We start from the raw sequence: 15639 nt of genomic DNA on the forward strand, positions 1-15639 counted from the left end.
TGCTCGCAACCGTGGCGTGACCCTGCGCCCCTTCGAGAGTTCGGGTCCGGGTCGATTTCAGCCCGCTTCTGACTTGGCCTTGGGCGGAACTTTGATGGGTATGATTGGGGGATCGCCCGCTCGCCAGTTCGCTCGATTCATTGACCGCACGTCCGCTACCCACCCTTATGCGACGTTTACCGGGCCCGCTTGCGAGCCCGGCATGTCGTCACAGGTCGATCTGCTCTGACATCTCCAAGGCGTCGTCTACCTCTATGCCCAGGTAGCGAACCGTGCTCTCGAGTTTTCGGTGGCCGAGTAGAAGCTGACAGGCGCGAAGGTTGCCGGTTTTCTTGTAGACGAGCGCCACCTTTGTACGTCGCAGACTATGAGTTCCATAGCCCTGCGGTTCGAGATCGATCATTCGAACCCACTTTTCAACGAGCCGCGCATATTGCCGGGTGCCGATGTGCTGCCCCGGGCGACTCCGGCTTGGGAACAACCAGTCATCTTCACGGTGCGCACGAAGCTTCAACCACGCTGCGATCGCCTCGCGCGCTGGCTCGGTGATCTCGAAGGGCACTGGTCTCCCTGTCTTCTGCTGGATGACGATTGAACGCTGACGAAGGGCGCCGCCCGGCGCCACATCGCTGACACGGAGCCTGACAAGATCACAAGCGCGCAGCTTGGAATCCAGGGCGCAGTTGAACATGGCAAGGTCCCGAACTCTCTTCGCGACCTTAAGCTGCTGTCGAATGGCCCAGATGTGCTTTGGCTTGAGCGGCGCCTTGGGGCCAATCAGACGGCCGGCGTTCCATGGACGTTTCTGAGGGATGAAAAGGTCAGACTGGCGCATGGCCAACCTCCATTAAGGTCGCCCCACTGTCTGGATCTATTCTAAGCTCTTGATAACCGTTCCGCGCCACGAGCTGACGTCGGATCATATCCGCAAACCGGACATGGCGCGCAGACAGCCCCGGCCCGCGGTGGACGCCAGTTGCCTCAACAGCCTGAATACTGCATCTGACCGGCACCCTCTTTTGCGAGCTCTGTCATCGCCCCCCTCCAGCACAGAAGTCTGTCGGTGGCGCGCAACGTGGCGGCCGGCGCTTTGGCCGTCGCGACATATATCGTGGCCGCCCTCTGCGTGGGCTGGCTTGTCTCGCTCATGCTCGGACCCATGGGCTATGCTTGGCCTCGCTTTGCGATCGAGGCCGCCGTTTCCACCTGCTTGGGCATGATCGCCAGTTGGCGCCTCATGAACACCCTGCTCCCGTGGCGATCTGGCAAGGCCATCTTCTTCGCCTTCGCGGGCGTCGTGCTGCTTGGCTCCCTGAGCGGCCGCAGCACGACCGTGAACGGGCTGCACGCTGGGCAAGCCGTGCTGCTTTTGGCTTTGGCCTACGGCCTGTTCTGGCCGCATGGTGAACGAGCTCGCTGACAGCGCGCCCATGCGCGTCGTCCGGGCGTTCAGTCGTCCGTCTGATGCCGAGAATCGCACGCGCCCGGAACCTCTGCTCCGGCGTTGAAGGCGGACACGATGCGAACGAAGCATTCGGGCGCCGCAAAGGGCAACATATGCGCGCCCGACTCCACGGTTGCGAGCGTCACCTCGCCGACCCCGGCCAGTTTCGCGGCATGGTCGACGGCCCCTTCATAAGGCGTATTGGGATCCATCGTACCGTGGATCACCAGCGTGCGCGGCAAGGCTGTAGGGCTTCGGCCGTAGTAGACATCCCGCTCGTAGAGCGGCGCGGACGGGCCGACGAGCAGCCCCGGCAGCGGGCTTGTGAAAAGCGCGTCAAGCGCCTCGATCTCCACATCCTCGGCCGTCAGACTCCGCCGCCCATTGTTTTCGGACGCATTCATCAGAATGACCAGGGGCAGCGCGGGCGAGGACTGCGGGTATCGCCCCAACTGATCGAACTCCGCCGCCAATGCGCTGCGGACAGCCAGCAGCGGAGATGTATCCCCCTCGCTCAAGGCGGAGATCACCCTAGGGATCTGGTCTCGTAGTTGGGGGAAGTTCAGCAGCGCCGCCAGGAACTGGCGCAGGTCTCCGCGCGGTATGCCATCTGCCCAGAGGGCCTTCCGGTCCGGATCGGCGAGAAGCGCCTCGTAGATCTGGATTTGGTCGGCGCTGAGCAGGCTCCGACCGACCTTGTCCACCACCACCGTCCGATGGCTCAGATCCAGGTCCGAGGACGATTCCAAAGGCACCAGTCCGTCCAGGATGACACCGTCGAGCGCCACCGGCGCGGTCTGGAGCATCCGCAGAACAAGCTGTGTCCCGTAAGAGACGCCGTAGATCTTGACGGACCCCTCCCCTCGGTACCGGGTGATGAGCGCCGAAAGGTCATGGGATGCGTTCGTGACCGTGAACGCGTGGGTACGGTCCGGGTCGGCATACATTGCACCGATGCATGAGCCCCACTCGGTGTCCGCCAAGGCGTGCCCCCCCGAGCTCTCTGCGGCCTCTTCGGCGGGACAGAGCCTGGTCGAATAGCCTGTGCCGCGATGATCCGGAATGATGAGGTCGCGATCCGGGAACGCGGCGCGGAATGTGTCCAGGAACGGATAAAAGGAAGCCCCGCTTTCCCCGGGACCGCCGGCGATCAGCCAGACCTGGCCGGTCGCCGGCGCGCTGATCGACGGGATCTTCCGAATGAACAGCTCCACCGCGCCCGCGTCCGGCTTTTCCGGCTGCAGCGGCAGGCTGGTGGTCGCGCAGACACTGCCCGCCAGTCCAGACAAGGCGGCATCGGCGCAAGGGACGAACCGCTCCTCCGCGATGGTGACGCCGTGCGACGGCCCCGCGATCAGACAGCCAAGGGCAAACCATACGCCGGCGCTGTAAATAGTCTTGGACATGTTGGATCCCCCCGGGCACGACCTTCATGCCGTCAGTGGAGAGCCTTCGAGCTTGGGCGACAGATGCACCCCGCCGCATTAAGTTTCCGCAATACGGGCTGCGCTGCCCCCCCCCCGGATTCACAGGCCCCTTCCACCAGCTCAAGGCGGCGAGATGACATCGTCTGTGCGCCAGAAGCGGTCACGCGGACTCCGCCCGAAGCCCGACATTCCGCGTGTGTGCTGGAAGTCCGCTTTCAGGCGCGAGGCCTATTTCGCAAACCGGCCCTAAGCAGTCGTTGAGAAGGATGGCTCATAAAGTTCCATCGAACTCTAAGTGGCGCTTGGGTCAGGCGGCGACGTCGAATAGGCGGGCCACCCCCGCAGTGATGGTCATGGCGAGGGCACCCCAGAAGACGACCCGCACGACGGAACGTCCAATGGGCGCGCCTCCAGTCTTGGCGCCCAGCGCGCCCAGCAGTGCCAGGCCCGCCAGCGCTGATCCCGCGACCCAGAATACGAGTTCTGTCATGGGCGCGAACGCCGCTACCAGGAGAGGCAGGGCGGCTCCGGCTGAGAAGGTGACGGCGGAAGTAAGTGCCGCTTGGATGGGGCGAGCGGTAGTGATCTCAGAGATGCCCAGTTCGTCGCGGGCGTGAGCGCCGAGGGCGTCGCGCACCATCATCTGTTTCGCGACCTCTGTCGCCAGATCGGGCGTCACGCCCCGGGCGACATAGATCCCGGCCAGCTCGCGTACTTCAGCCTCGTGATCACCTGCGAGTTCGGACGTCTCCCGCGCCAGATCAGCCTTTTCGGTATCCGACTGGGAACTGACGGAGACATATTCGCCGGCGGCCATAGACATGGCGCCGGCGGCGAGGCCAGCGACTCCTGCAATCACGACCGATCCGTGGCCCGGGGTAGCGGCGGCCACACCCACGATCAGGCTCGCTGTCGAGACCAGACCGTCGTTGGCGCCCAGCACCGCAGCTCGCAGCCAGCCTATGCGATCGACCCGGTGAGATTCCCGGTGGGCCATCGTCTTCATCTCCAGATCGAAAACCCAGCAGACGCTGAAAGAGCGAGAGAGGCAAGGTCACTCAACCTCATCGGCTTACGGGATCCGCTTGTAGGAGGCGCCGGGTTTGATATCCTGGGAATTGAAACGGCCCGCTCTTTTCGGAAAGCGGGCCTTTCTTGTTTCAATGTCTATGCGGCTATTTCGTCCGCCGTTGCTGCGACAGCCAGCAAGCTTCCTCCGACTAGATGGGGCGAGTCCTCCGGCGATACCGGCGGAAGGCATAGGAAGCGTGCGACCCTTTCGCCATTCCTCAAGTACAGGTGGATTTCGATGTGATCGCCTGTCGCGCTCAGTCTCTCGGCAATATCTTTCGCGGCGTCTTCCGCTGCGCGTCTGCGCGCAAACAGCTGGGGCTCCATGTCGTCTACATGGACTGCCCAGGCTTCGCCAAAGGGTTCAACAACGACGGTTCGCATCGAAGCATCTCCAGTGAAGATTGAAGGCGGTCGCTATCTGGAGAACGCCAGCGACTCTTCAAGGGATGGAACCGCTAGACACCGGCGTTCGATAGTGTGAGCCTGACGCCTCATCTGAGGGATCGACGTGCAAGGCACCGAACTGGAAGTCATGCGCGCCCGTCTGGACGTGCTGGAATTAATCATCTGTCGGGCATTGGCTCGACAGGACCCGGTTGAAGCTGACGCCCTTGATGGATTCCTGCGAAGGCTGAGTGAGCATATTCTCTCAGACCTCGACTCAGAGGCGCGAGAACATCGACATGCGCATGCGGCCCTCCGCCTCTGCGATCTGTTGGAGCGTGAGATCGCGCAGGCAGAGAAGGCCGCCTAGGCCCCCACAGGTCCACCTTCCGTGTTCGACTCCTAGGCGACGTTTACCGGGCCCGCTTGCGAGCCCGGCATGACGTCACAGGTCGATCTGCTCTTACATCTCCAAGGCGTCGTCTACCTCTATGCCCAGGTAGCGAACCGTGCTCTCGAGTTTTCGGTGGCCGAGTAGAAGCTGACAGGCGCGAAGGTTGCCGGTTTTCTTGTAGACGAGCGCCACCTTTGTACGTCGCAGACTATGAGTTCCATAGCCCTGCGGTTCGAGATCGATCATTCGAACCCACTTATCAACGAGCCGCGCATATTGCCGAGTGCCGATGTGCTGCCCCGGGCGACTACGGCTTGGGAACAACCAGTCATTTTCACGGTGCGCACGAAGCTTCAACCACGCTGCGATCGCGTCGCGCGCTGGCTCGGTGATCTCGAAGGGCACTGGTCTCCCTGTCTTCTGCTGGATGACGATTGAACGCTGACGAAGGGCGCCGCCCGGCGCCACGTCGCTGACACGGAGCCTGACAAGATCACAGGCGCGTAGCTTGGAATCCAGGGCGCAGTTGAACATGGCAAGGTCCCGAACTCTCTTCGCGACCTTAAGCTGCTGTCGAATAGCCCAGATGTGCTTTGGCTTGAGCGGCGCCTTGGGGCCAATCAATCGGCCGGCGTTCCATGGACGTTTCTGAGGGATGAAAAGGTCAGACTGGCGCATGGCCAACCTCCATTGAGGTCGCCCCACTGTCCGGATCTATCTAAGCTCTTGATAGCCGTTCCGCGCCAGGACCGGACATAGGGACCTAGCCTGGAAACTGACATTCACGTCTGACAGATCGCCCACCAGCTTTGGTTGACGACATCTACAATTCCATTATTTTGGAATTATGGAATCAGAAACCGCCATCCTCGCCCTCGCCGCCCTGGCCCAACCCACGCGGCTCGAGACCTTCCGTCTGCTGGTCCAGCATGAACCCGACGGCCTGCCTGCCGGGGAGATCGCCGACGCCCTGGCGGTCCCGGCCAACACCATGTCGGCGCATCTCGGGGTTCTGTCTCGCACCGCTCTGATCAGTTCCGAACGCCGTAGCCGGTCAATCATCTACCGCGCCGACCTAAGTCGCCTTCAAACGCTGGTCGTCTTCCTGCTGAAGGACTGCTGCCAAGGCCGCGCCGAACTGTGCGAGCCGCTGCTGGCCGAACTCTCGCCCTGCCGCGCCTGAGGCCATCATGGACGTCATCATCTATCACAACCCCGCCTGCGGGACGTCGCGCAACACCCTGGCTCTCATCCGCCACGTCGGGATCGAGCCGCACGTCATCGAATATCTGAAGACGCCGCCCAGCCGCGCCATGATGATGGCTCTAGGCGAGCGCACGGGCGTCCCGCTGTGCAGCCTTCTGCGCGAGAAGGGCACGCCCTTCGCCGAACTGGGTCTCGGCGATCCCGCTCTGTGCGACGATCAACTGCTGGACGCCATTGAGGCGCACCCCATCCTGCTGAACCGTCCGATCGTGGTCTCGCCGCTGGGCGCGAAGCTGTGCCGACCGTCCGAGGCGGTTCTCGACCTCCTGCCGTCGGAGGGGCTGAAACCCTTCACCAAGGAGGACGGCGAAGTCGTCATCGACGCCGAGGGCCGGAGGGTCCGCTGATGGTCGACGCCGTGATTACTGAACAGCCGCAGCGCCGCCTGTCCTTCCTGGACCGCTGGCTGACAGTGTGGATTTTCGCCGCCATGGCGCTGGGCGTGCTGCTGGGCACGCTTGTACCGGGGCTTCCCAGCTGGATCGACGGTCTGTCAATCGGGACGACCAATATCCCCATCGCCATCGGCCTGATCCTGATGATGTATCCGCCCCTGGCGCGGGTGAAGTACGAGGAACTGCCGCGCGTCTTCGCCGACAAACGGGTGCTTGCCCTGTCCCTGTTCCAGAACTGGGTGCTGGGGCCGGTGCTGATGTTCGCCCTGGCGGTCGTCTTCCTGCGTGATCAGCCGGAATACATGACCGGCGTCATCCTGATCGGCCTGGCCCGCTGCATCGCCATGGTGCTGGTCTGGAACCAGTTGGCGCGCGGCGACAACCAGTATGTGGCGGGCCTGGTCGCCTTCAACTCGATCTTCCAGATCGCCTTCTTCAGTCTCTACGCCTGGCTGTTCCTGACCGTGCTGCCGCCCCTGTTCGGGCTGGAGGGCAGCGTGGTCGATGTCAGCGTCTGGACCATCGCCGGCGCCGTCCTGGTCTATCTGGGGCTGCCCTTCCTCGGCGGCTTCCTGACCCGACGCACCCTGGCCGCGAGGAAGGGGAACGACTGGTATGAGACGCGCTTCCTGCCGCGCATCGCGCCGATCACCCTGACCGCCCTGCTGTTCACCATCGTCGCCATGTTCAGCCTGAAGGGCGGCGAGGTCGTCGCCCTGCCCCTGGACGCCCTGCGCATCGCCATCCCGCTGACGATCTACTTCTTGGTCATGTTCGTGGTCAGCTTCCTGATGGGGCGGCTGATCGAGGCCGACTATCCGCGCACCACGGCCCTGGCCTTCACCGCCGCCTCCAATAATTTCGAACTGGCGATCGCCGTCGCCATCGCGGCTTTCGGACTGGCCTCGCCGGTCGCCTTCGCCGCCGTCATCGGTCCGCTGGTCGAGGTGCCCGTGCTGATCCTGCTGGTCTCGGTCGCCCTGTGGCTGGGCCGCCGCAACTTCACCGCGAGCGCCCCGATGAAGGACGCCTGCTGATGGGCTTCAACGCCGTGGAGTTGCCCGAGCCCACTCCCGACCTGATCGCCGCGCTGGAGGCCGCCGGGCTGCCGACGGACGATCTCCACGAGCCCGGCCGTCGTTTCTTTCGTTTCGAGGACGATGCCGGACTGATCGGCTACGGCGGGCTGGAGCAGATTGGTCCCGACGTTCTGATCCGCTCCATGGTCGTCGTCGACGCCCGTCGCGGCGCCGGCCTGGGCGCGGAGGCTCTCTCGTGGCTGGAAGCCAGGGCGGCCGAACAGAAGGCGACCGCCCTCTACCTGCTCACGACCACGACGACCGCCTTCTTCCAGCGACAAGGCTACGTCGTCCTGCCGCGTTCGGCGGCGCCGGCCGCCATCGCCGCCTCCCGGCAGTTCAGCACCCTGTGCCCGGCCTCGGCGGCTTTCATGTTCAAGGAGTTGCGTCCCTAATGACCCGCCTTCGCGACCTGCCTGATCCTGACCATCTGCCCGCGCTCGACCCGGCTTACCTGTCCAGCCAGCCCGCTCTGGGCCTCGGCCCGAACGATCATCCGCCGCGCATCCTGCTGCTCTACGGTTCGCCGCGGGATCGCTCTTTCTCGCGCTTGGCCGTCGAGGAGGCCGCGCGCCTGCTGCGCGTCATGGGCTGCGAGACGCGCATCTTCGATCCGTCCGACCTGCCGCTGACGGATCAGGTCGACTACGACAACCATCCCGCCGTCCACGAATTGCGCGAACACGCCCTGTGGTCCGAAGGCATGGTCTGGAGCAGCCCGGAGCGTCACGGCCAGATTTCCGGGATCATGAAACTCCAGATCGACCACCTGCCGCTCAGCATGGGCGGCATGCGCCCGACCCAGGGCCGCACCCTGGCGGTCATGCAGGTGTCCGGCGGCTCGCAGAGTTTCAACGCGGTCAACACCCTGCGCCTGCTCGGCCGCTGGATGCGGATGATCACCATCCCCAATCAATCCAGCGTCGCCAAGGCCTTCATGGAGTTCGACGACGACGGCCGCATGAAGCCGTCCAGCTACTACGATCGTATTGTCGACGTGATGGAAGAACTGGTGCGATTCACTGTCCCGACCCGCGCCCATGCCGGCCAGTTGGTGGATCGCTATTCCGAACGGAGAGCCTCAGGCACGCCTGTCGATGCAGCCAATGACCTGTCCGCCATCGCGATCAGGTCGGCATAGCGCCATTTGCCGAAATTGGACTGTCGGCGGGAAGCGGACATCAGCTCTGCGGAGAAGTTAGTCCTTTCCCGGCTACGCTGGGTAGCGTCGCCGCGCCGTTGGGGACATTCGCGCGGCAACCGCAGACGACGGGCTGGCGAATTCCAACGGGAGCTCCTCGTCCACAGCGTCGCGTGACCCCACGCTTCACCAGTTCATGCGGAGGCCCAAAGCGGCCGCGGTAGCCGTCTGGCGGCTTCGGTCACCATCGACCGTCCAACGGTGGCTGGCCTGACCGTAGACGCTCACGTTCGTGCTCACACGTGCGGTGAGACCTCCACCGACTTCCAGCGCCGTGTCGCCAAACCGGTTTTCGATGGCGGGGGAAGATTGCCCCAGGAACACACTGTCGGTGCCGGAGAAGGCATGCCAGAGATTGATCCGTCCATAGGGCTGCCAAAGCGTCCCGTGGTCGTCGCGCCGAGTGTATTGCAGACGCCCCCCAAGCCGCCCGGTCCAGGCCGCCCCCTCATTCCAGTCCACACTCGAATACTGGTCCTGCGTCCGGTCCACCGACACATCCTGGTAGACGATCTGCGCCTGAGGCTCGATCAGCCAGCCCTCTCGAAATTCGATGGGATAGCCGGTCTCGAGCGACGCCGTGTATCCGATCGTCTGGGTCGAGATTCCGGGGCCATAGAGGGAGGTCGCCTCCATGTCGTACCAACTCTGCTGCAAGACGGAATCGACATACCAGCCGGTCGGGCCGAAATGCGTCCAATAGGCCCCGACCGAAGGGCCATCCGTCAGCAGACGGCCCACCGCCAGGTTCTGCGTCCCGAGCGCAAAGCCGCGCATCGACGAGTCGTAGTCGGTATAGGCCACATACAGGCCAGCATGGTCTCGGTGGCCGCTGCCCGTCGTCCGCCGGAAGATGTCGAAGCCGGTCTGGAAGCCGACCAGATCACCATCGGCGCGCGCATCCGCCATCCCGCTCCATCGGTTGCTCAACCGCACCCCGAACAGGCGTCCCCAGGCGCCGTTCACATAGGCCCGCGGTTCCACCAAGCCACGCAGGTTTTCTTCGTCGCCGACGCGCTCATGCAGCGTCCCCAAGGTCGACAGACCCATCTGTCGCGCGATCCCGGGGATTGGCGCATAGAGCGCCACTTCCGGACGGTAGAGCGGAATGTCTGGCCCGCTCGGATCCGCGCCCTTGAGATGAGACCGGAGGAACCAGTCGCTCGCATCGGCGTCGCCACCGCGGAAGAGCTGGTACTCATAGGCGCCGGCCACGACGCGCTGGCCCAGCGTGAAGGCGTCGGTCGTCGTGCCGCCGCCGCCGGTCACCTGCACCAGCCGAATGCCATCCGCCACGGTTTGCGCGCCTGGGCCGCCGGTATTGTTGACGAGGACGGTCGTCGTGCCGCTGGCTTGGCCGCCATCGATCACCAACAGGTTGGTCGACGAGTTGTCGGCGCCAAGATAGGTGTTGAAGCCGATGCGGCTCCCGGCGGCGCCCGCGTAGCTGCCGACCGTCAGCGTGCTGTAGGCGTCCTGTCTCACCAGGAACTGGATCACACCGGCATTGCTCACTGCGCCGGTCGCGCTGGAATCGCCGGTCACGTTCCAGGCGCTGCCGGCGTCGATCGCGACATCGGTTGCGTTCTGCGCCAGGCCAGTCCAGAGGCTGCCCTGCTTCAGAGCTACGTCAGCGGTGTTGCCGGGATCGGCGAGCAGGTCGCCCGTCCATCGCGAAGCGGTCAGGCTAGCGCCAGTTGCACTTCCGGGGCCGGTCAGGCGCTGATCGCCGGTCCAGCTGCTGTTGCTCAGGTTGTAGGCGAGAACCGAGGCGTCGACGACGATGTCGCCACTGAGCGACGGCATGTCGGCGATGTTCAGCGTCAGGTCGCTCGCCGCACCCCCTGCATCCTCGCTCACTTGCGCCAGAAGGAGCTGACCGTTCACGACGGCGGGGGCGAGCGCGGCGCCGCCACCGATCGAGATCACTCCCGTCCCGCCCTCGGCGAGGATGAGCGCGCTGTTGGCGGCGCTCAGGCTGCCGCCGGTGATCGACACGGTGCTCGACGCGCTGCCGGCGAGGTGGATCGCCGACGATCCAGCGCCGCTCACCGCGACCCTGGCGCCAGAGACAGCGAGTCCGCCGCCATTGATGGCGGCGATGCCGTGCGCGGCTGTGTTGACGCCATTGGTCGTGATTGAGCCGCCAACGATCACGGCGGAGGCGCCTTGGCTGACCCTGACGCCGATGGCGCCATCGCCGTTTGTGGTGATCTCAGCGTTCTTCGTTTGCAGTCGACTGCCGGCCCCGATCACGTCCGCGCCATGGGCCTCCAACCCTCTCTCGGCACTCGGGAACTGGAGAACCGGCTGGCTGCCTCCGTCTCCCCCGTAGCCGGTGGTGATCTCCGTGTTGGTCGCGATGATCTCGCCCGCGTCGGTGATGAGCAGGCCGGCGCTGGAAGGGCCGGACGCGCGGACTATGGTGTCGGTCAGAGTGACCGTGCTGCCCGCCCCGCTCGCCACCGCGCCGGTGGAGTTGGGCTGATAGGTGAAAATGCCGTAGCCCGCGAAGTCGATCCTGGCTCCGGCCTCGGCCCATACGCCCCTGCTGTTTGCGCCATAGGTGGAGATGCTCGCGCCATTACTGACTAGGATGCGGCTGCCGACGCCACGAGCAAGCATGCCCGGAGCGTTGGCGATGATCGTGCCGCCGTAATAATCACCGGTCGCGATAGCACCGCCGCTGACGGTGATCATTCCCCCATCGACCGCGAGTAGCCCAGCGCTGCCGTTGCCGTAGATGTTTACGTAGGTGTTGTTCAGGGTGAGGCTGCTGTCGGCGCCCGAGGCGACCGCGCCTGGGGCATCGTCGCCGTAACTGAACGTGCTCAAGTCGTTGAGGGTGATCGAGCCCCCGGCATCCGCGAAAACGGCGGAGGCGCCCACGCCGGAGGTCGTGACGCCGGTACGGGTTAAGACGATCCTCCCGCCTGCGGACGCATAGGCGCCGTGCGCGTTGTCGAGCACCGTGTTCACCTGGCTATCGGTCAGCGTGACGCTGCTACCCGTCCCGATCGCCTCGACGCCATGGGCTCCGACGCTATTCGTATAGACCGACGTATAGCTGCCGGTGATCCGTCCCCCGCCATCGGCATAGAGGCCATGGCCGCCGTCGCCATAGGTGCTGATCGTGGCGCCATCCGATGGCGTGCCGATCAGGGTGATCATTCCGCTTCCCGTCGCGCGCATGCCGTGGCCGCTGCCAATCGCGGAAAGATCGATGGAGACGCCGCTGTAGGTTCCGGAGCCGGAGACCTCGACCACGGGAGCGGCGTCTGCGCTTTGCCGCACGGTGAACGCAGGATCGGCGCAGCTGCCGGAGGCGACATTGAGCGCCGCTGGCGCATCTGCGCATTGAGCGAACGCTTGCGTGGAGGGCAGCAACGCCGCCGCCGCTGCAGCCCAAATGGCGCGGTAGCGGCAGGCTGAGCTCAAGAGCGCCTTCTTCCGCGAGTCAACGAAACCAAAGCCGGAGTAAGAAACCGGCGTCTCCACACGGGCTGCACGCAATCGCGAACTCCTTATCCGCGGACCTTCTCAATCAGAAGCGGACGTAGCGGAAGGCACTCGGCCGAAAGCGTTAAAATACGGCAAGAATATCTAGTTAAACTTCAGCGTCTCCGCGCAGCCGGCCATTCATTTGGTGAATACAGATCCCCATTGGGGCAGCCCCGAGCGCTTGATTGGGGGCACGTGAGGATCGTGTTCGAGGATCCGACATCTCGCGCCCGGCACACTGTCTGGGGAGCGGACACGTTGAGCGTCTTCAAAGGTTTGCCTGATCGACAGCTGGCTAGCGTTCCAGGACACACCCGAGATGGGACCATGCCCGAACCCCTTCGTCCCGAGGGATAAGGCAGCCTTGGCCCGCCGGCATCGGGGTGACCCAATGTCTGCGGTGCGCCATAAGCGGACTTCCGGCCATGTGCATAAAGCGGACGTCGTATCGGCCTTAAGGGGCGGGGCACGGGGCTGAGAACCACTAAACCTGAAATATACTTTGCCTATGAAACCGCAACCTCTAATGGTTTTCTGCTGTGAGGCTTGGGGGCGTTTGTGGCCGCGACAACACCGACTGAATCCGCGATCCTGTTCGCCCAAGCGGCGTTGAGCGCGACTCCTGTGATCATCCTGGGGAGCGGCGCATCGGCGGCGCACGGTGTTCCCGGCATGGATCGGTTGGGTAAGCATCTCGCATCACTCAGCGTGCCGGCTGCATGGTCGACCGGGGAGTTGGATGAGTGGAACGGCTTTCTCGCGAACCTCGCCAAGGGCGATGACCTGGAGACAGCGCTCGGCGCGGTGAGACCAAGCCCGCGACAGAACCAGTTTGTAGCCGAAGCGACGCGGGCCTTTCTCTTCCCTTCCGATCGCCAAGCCCTTGTCGGCCTGATTTCCGATCGACGTCACCTGCCGTTGTCGCGGCTGTACAAACATCTGTTCACGAGCACGCATAAGACCCTGAATGTCGTGACGCCGAACTACGATCGGCTCGCGGAGTACGCCGCCGACGCCGTGGAGTTCGCCGTCTTCACGGGTTTCAATCACGGTCATCTGCAACTGAGAGCCAGAGAGGCGGACACCCGCCTGATGCCCAATGGCCAACAGGTCCGGACTGTGAAGGTCTGGAAGGTCCACGGGTCGCTTGACTGGTTCCAAGACGCCGATGGTGGCATCATCGCCCTGCCCCAGATGGAGCACACGCCCGCCGGATTCACGCCGTTGATGATCACGCCGGGTCTCGAGAAATACCGTCTGGCCCATGGCGAGCCATTCCGCACCATCTTCACCTGCTCGGACACCGCCTTGGAGAGCGCGCGCTCTTATCTGTGCGTTGGCTACGGGTTCAATGACGAGCATCTTCAGACCAAGCTAGTCGAGCGATGCAACACGGATTCCGTCCCGCTCGTGGTCGTCACGCGAGACTTGACTGACACGGCCAAGGCTTTCCTCAAGGGCGGGAAGTGCCGCAAGTACCTCGCCATCGAGGCCGCCGGCTCGGGAAGCCGTTTCTACACCCACGAGCACCCGGACGGCTTCGACGTGCCGCACCTGGAAGCCTGGCGGCTTTCCGCATTTCTCGACATGACCATTGGAGTACAGGCGTGAGCATTCTCGACTTCAGCGACAGCGACGCACTCGGACGCGTGCTGTCCGTGGACACGGCGACGGTCGTGGTGCGGGTGGACGACATCGACTCGCTTCGGTCCCTCCAAGTCAACCGGCTGGTGGCCCTGCAGAGCAGCTTGGCGGGCCAGAAGCTGATCGGGATCATCCAGAAGATCACCCGCACCGCGGTCGAGGAAAGCAAGGCCGGCGATCTCGAGAAAACGGATGCGGTCCATCCCGAGATCAACCTCGTCAAGATCACCCTGATCGGCACCCTGATCGATCTCGTGGGCGGACGGCCCAATGTGTTCCGGCGCACCCTGGAGACGGTGCCCGAGATCGACGCGAGCTGCTTCGCGCTCGAGGGCGAGCGGCTCACCCGCTTCATGGGGGTGATCTCCGCAGTGACGGCGACCGGCCAACGCCTGTCTCTGGGGACCTACACTCTAGATGCTGAGGCGGAGGCCTTCATCAACGGCAACAAGCTGTTCCAGCGCCACGCCGTCGTGGTCGGCAGCACCGGCTCCGGTAAGTCCTGGACAACGGCCCGACTGCTGGAACAAGTCGCCGAACTGTCCAGCGCCAACGCCATCGTGTTCGATATGCACGGCGAGTACGCGGCCATGGCGGGTGATGGCTTCGTCCACCTGCGTATCGCGGGGCCAGCGGATATCGAAGCCGCTCGCGGACTGGCGGAAGGCGTGCTGCACCTGCCGTACTGGCTCATGAGCTACGAAGCGCTCCAGTCGATGTTCGTCGACCGGTCGGACCAAAACGCGCCGAACCAGGCCATGGTCATGTCGCGGACGATCGTCGAGGCCAAGAAGGACTTCCTCACAAGCGGCGGCCATAAAGAGGTGCTGGCCAACTTCACCATCGACAGCCCGGTCCCGTTCCACATCGCTGCGGTGTTCGAGGAGCTAGAGCGGCTGAACGCCGAAATGGTGCCGGGTGCGTCACCGGGGAAGGAAAAGCAGGGCGACTTCCACGGCAAGCTCAGTCGGCTCATGCAGCGGCTCGAAGGCAAGCAGACGGATCGACGCTTGGGCTTCCTCTTCCCGCCGACAGGGATCGCGGACGACTACGACTGGCTTAACAAGGTCGTGGAGCTTCTGCTCGGCGGTAGGTCCGCCAAGGGCGGCAAGGGCGGTGTCAAGGTCATCGACTTCTCCGAGGTCCCCTCGGACATCCTGCCGCTCATGGTCGGCATGGTCGCGCGCCTGGCCTTCTCGATCCAGCAATGGCTCCCCTCCGGATCGCGGCACCCGGTCGCCCTCTTCTGCGACGAGGCCCACCTCTACATCCCGCAGGAAGCAGGATCCGGCGCCGCCGAGAACGCCGTCGCGACATTCGAGCGGATCGCCAAGGAAGGCCGCAAATATGGCGTCGGCCTGGTCGTCATCACCCAGCGCCCGGCCGAGGTCAGCCGAACGGTCGTCAGCCAGTGCAACAACCTCATCGCCATGCGCCTCACCAACGGCGAAGATCAGGCGGTGGTTCGCCGGCTGTTGCCGGACAGTCTCGGCGGCTTCGGAGACCTGCTGCCCGTGCTCGACACCGGCGAGGCTCTAGTCGTTGGCGACGCCATCCTACTGCCCACGCGGATCCGGATCGCCAAGCCGGACAACGAGCCGCTCAGCGGCACGATCGACTTCTGGGATCGCTGGTCGGATGACAAGAGCGCCGCGGCGCTGGACAAGGCCGTGGAAAGCTGGCGGCGACAGACACTTATTAAATAGTGCGTCGGCCTGCGTCGGATTCGCTAGCGGGTTGGCGAGTTGTCACGAATGCCTTGGAAGCGCCAAGAGCGGACACTGGCGCGCCGGCGTGGTCGCGGGGGAAGAGGGCAGACGGCGGCGGTCG

At 64.2% G+C, this 15639-nt stretch carries 14 protein-coding genes; 9 read left to right on the forward strand and 5 right to left on the reverse strand.

Annotated features, from left to right (window positions below; genetic code table 11):
• Nucleotides 1-208: 208 nt before the first annotated feature.
• A complete protein-coding gene (locus ACZ5XO_RS08970; protein ID WP_464162026.1) occupies nucleotides 209-835 on the reverse strand; it encodes a site-specific integrase in 627 nt (208 codons plus the stop codon).
• Nucleotides 836-1063: 228 nt separating this feature from the next.
• On the opposite strand from ACZ5XO_RS08970, the gene ACZ5XO_RS08975 reads away from it, so the two are divergent.
• Entirely contained in the window at nucleotides 1064-1420 is a 357-nt protein-coding gene (locus tag ACZ5XO_RS08975; protein ID WP_464162027.1) for a hypothetical protein, read from the forward strand.
• 29 nt (nucleotides 1421-1449) lie between these two features.
• On the opposite strand, the gene ACZ5XO_RS08980 is transcribed toward ACZ5XO_RS08975, so the two are convergent.
• Both ACZ5XO_RS08980 and ACZ5XO_RS08985 read right to left on the reverse strand, forming a co-directional pair.
• Nucleotides 1450-2850: an alpha/beta fold hydrolase gene (locus ACZ5XO_RS08980; RefSeq protein ID WP_464162028.1), complete on the reverse strand. Its 1401-nt coding sequence runs from the start codon at nucleotides 2848-2850 to the stop codon at nucleotides 1450-1452.
• A 328-nt stretch (nucleotides 2851-3178) separates the two neighbouring features.
• Nucleotides 3179-3868: a VIT1/CCC1 transporter family protein gene (locus tag ACZ5XO_RS08985; protein WP_464164890.1), complete on the reverse strand. Its 690-nt coding sequence runs from the start codon at nucleotides 3866-3868 to the stop codon at nucleotides 3179-3181.
• Nucleotides 3869-4453: 585 nt separating this feature from the next.
• Here ACZ5XO_RS08985 and ACZ5XO_RS08990 point away from each other — a divergent pair.
• Nucleotides 4454-4699 (forward strand): hypothetical protein, encoded by a 246-nt coding sequence (locus tag ACZ5XO_RS08990; protein WP_464162029.1) that lies wholly within the window; start codon nucleotides 4454-4456, stop codon nucleotides 4697-4699.
• 93 nt (nucleotides 4700-4792) lie between these two features.
• Here ACZ5XO_RS08990 and ACZ5XO_RS08995 read toward each other — a convergent pair whose 3' ends face one another.
• Nucleotides 4793-5401: a tyrosine-type recombinase/integrase gene (locus ACZ5XO_RS08995; RefSeq protein ID WP_464162030.1), complete on the reverse strand. Its 609-nt coding sequence runs from the start codon at nucleotides 5399-5401 to the stop codon at nucleotides 4793-4795.
• 169 nt (nucleotides 5402-5570) lie between these two features.
• Here ACZ5XO_RS08995 and ACZ5XO_RS09000 point away from each other — a divergent pair, with 169 nt between their 5' ends.
• Genes ACZ5XO_RS09000 through arsH form a run of 5 tightly spaced genes read left to right on the forward strand, consistent with a single transcriptional unit; the run spans nucleotide 5571 to nucleotide 8604 of the window.
• Nucleotides 5571-5906: an ArsR/SmtB family transcription factor gene (locus ACZ5XO_RS09000; protein WP_464162031.1), complete on the forward strand. Its 336-nt coding sequence runs from the start codon at nucleotides 5571-5573 to the stop codon at nucleotides 5904-5906.
• A 7-nt stretch (nucleotides 5907-5913) separates the two neighbouring features.
• Complete coding sequence (arsC, locus tag ACZ5XO_RS09005) at nucleotides 5914-6336, forward strand: arsenate reductase (glutaredoxin) (protein ID WP_464162032.1); 423 nt, start codon at nucleotides 5914-5916, stop codon at nucleotides 6334-6336.
• Complete coding sequence (gene arsB, locus ACZ5XO_RS09010; protein ID WP_464162033.1) at nucleotides 6336-7421, forward strand: ACR3 family arsenite efflux transporter; 1086 nt, start codon at nucleotides 6336-6338, stop codon at nucleotides 7419-7421. Before arsC ends, arsB begins: the two co-directional genes overlap by 1 nt.
• Nucleotides 7421-7858 carry an arsenic resistance N-acetyltransferase ArsN2 gene (arsN2, locus tag ACZ5XO_RS09015; RefSeq protein WP_464162034.1) on the forward strand — a complete coding sequence of 146 codons (438 nt, stop codon included), beginning with the start codon at nucleotides 7421-7423 and terminating at the stop codon, nucleotides 7856-7858. Before arsB ends, arsN2 begins: the two co-directional genes overlap by 1 nt.
• On the forward strand, nucleotides 7858-8604 hold the full coding sequence (gene arsH, locus ACZ5XO_RS09020) for an arsenical resistance protein ArsH (RefSeq protein ID WP_464162035.1): 747 nt from the start codon (nucleotides 7858-7860) through the stop codon (nucleotides 8602-8604). Before arsN2 ends, arsH begins: the two co-directional genes overlap by 1 nt.
• A 186-nt stretch (nucleotides 8605-8790) precedes the next feature.
• Here the strand turns inward: arsH and ACZ5XO_RS09025 are convergent, their stop codons facing one another.
• The gene (locus tag ACZ5XO_RS09025; protein WP_464162036.1) at nucleotides 8791-12177 is read right to left on the reverse strand and encodes an autotransporter outer membrane beta-barrel domain-containing protein; all 3387 of its coding nucleotides are present in this window, start codon (nucleotides 12175-12177) and stop codon (nucleotides 8791-8793) included.
• Between the two features lie 546 nt (nucleotides 12178-12723).
• On the opposite strand from ACZ5XO_RS09025, the gene ACZ5XO_RS09030 reads away from it, so the two are divergent.
• Nucleotides 12724-13776 (forward strand): SIR2 family protein, encoded by a 1053-nt coding sequence (locus ACZ5XO_RS09030; protein ID WP_412876150.1) that lies wholly within the window; start codon nucleotides 12724-12726, stop codon nucleotides 13774-13776.
• The gene (locus ACZ5XO_RS09035) at nucleotides 13773-15515 is read left to right on the forward strand and encodes an ATP-binding protein (protein ID WP_412876149.1); all 1743 of its coding nucleotides are present in this window, start codon (nucleotides 13773-13775) and stop codon (nucleotides 15513-15515) included. The genes ACZ5XO_RS09030 and ACZ5XO_RS09035 overlap by 4 nt, the downstream gene beginning before the upstream one ends.
• The last annotated feature ends 124 nt before the right edge of the window (nucleotides 15516-15639 follow it).

This window comes from Brevundimonas sp. T2-11, from assembly GCF_055397675.1.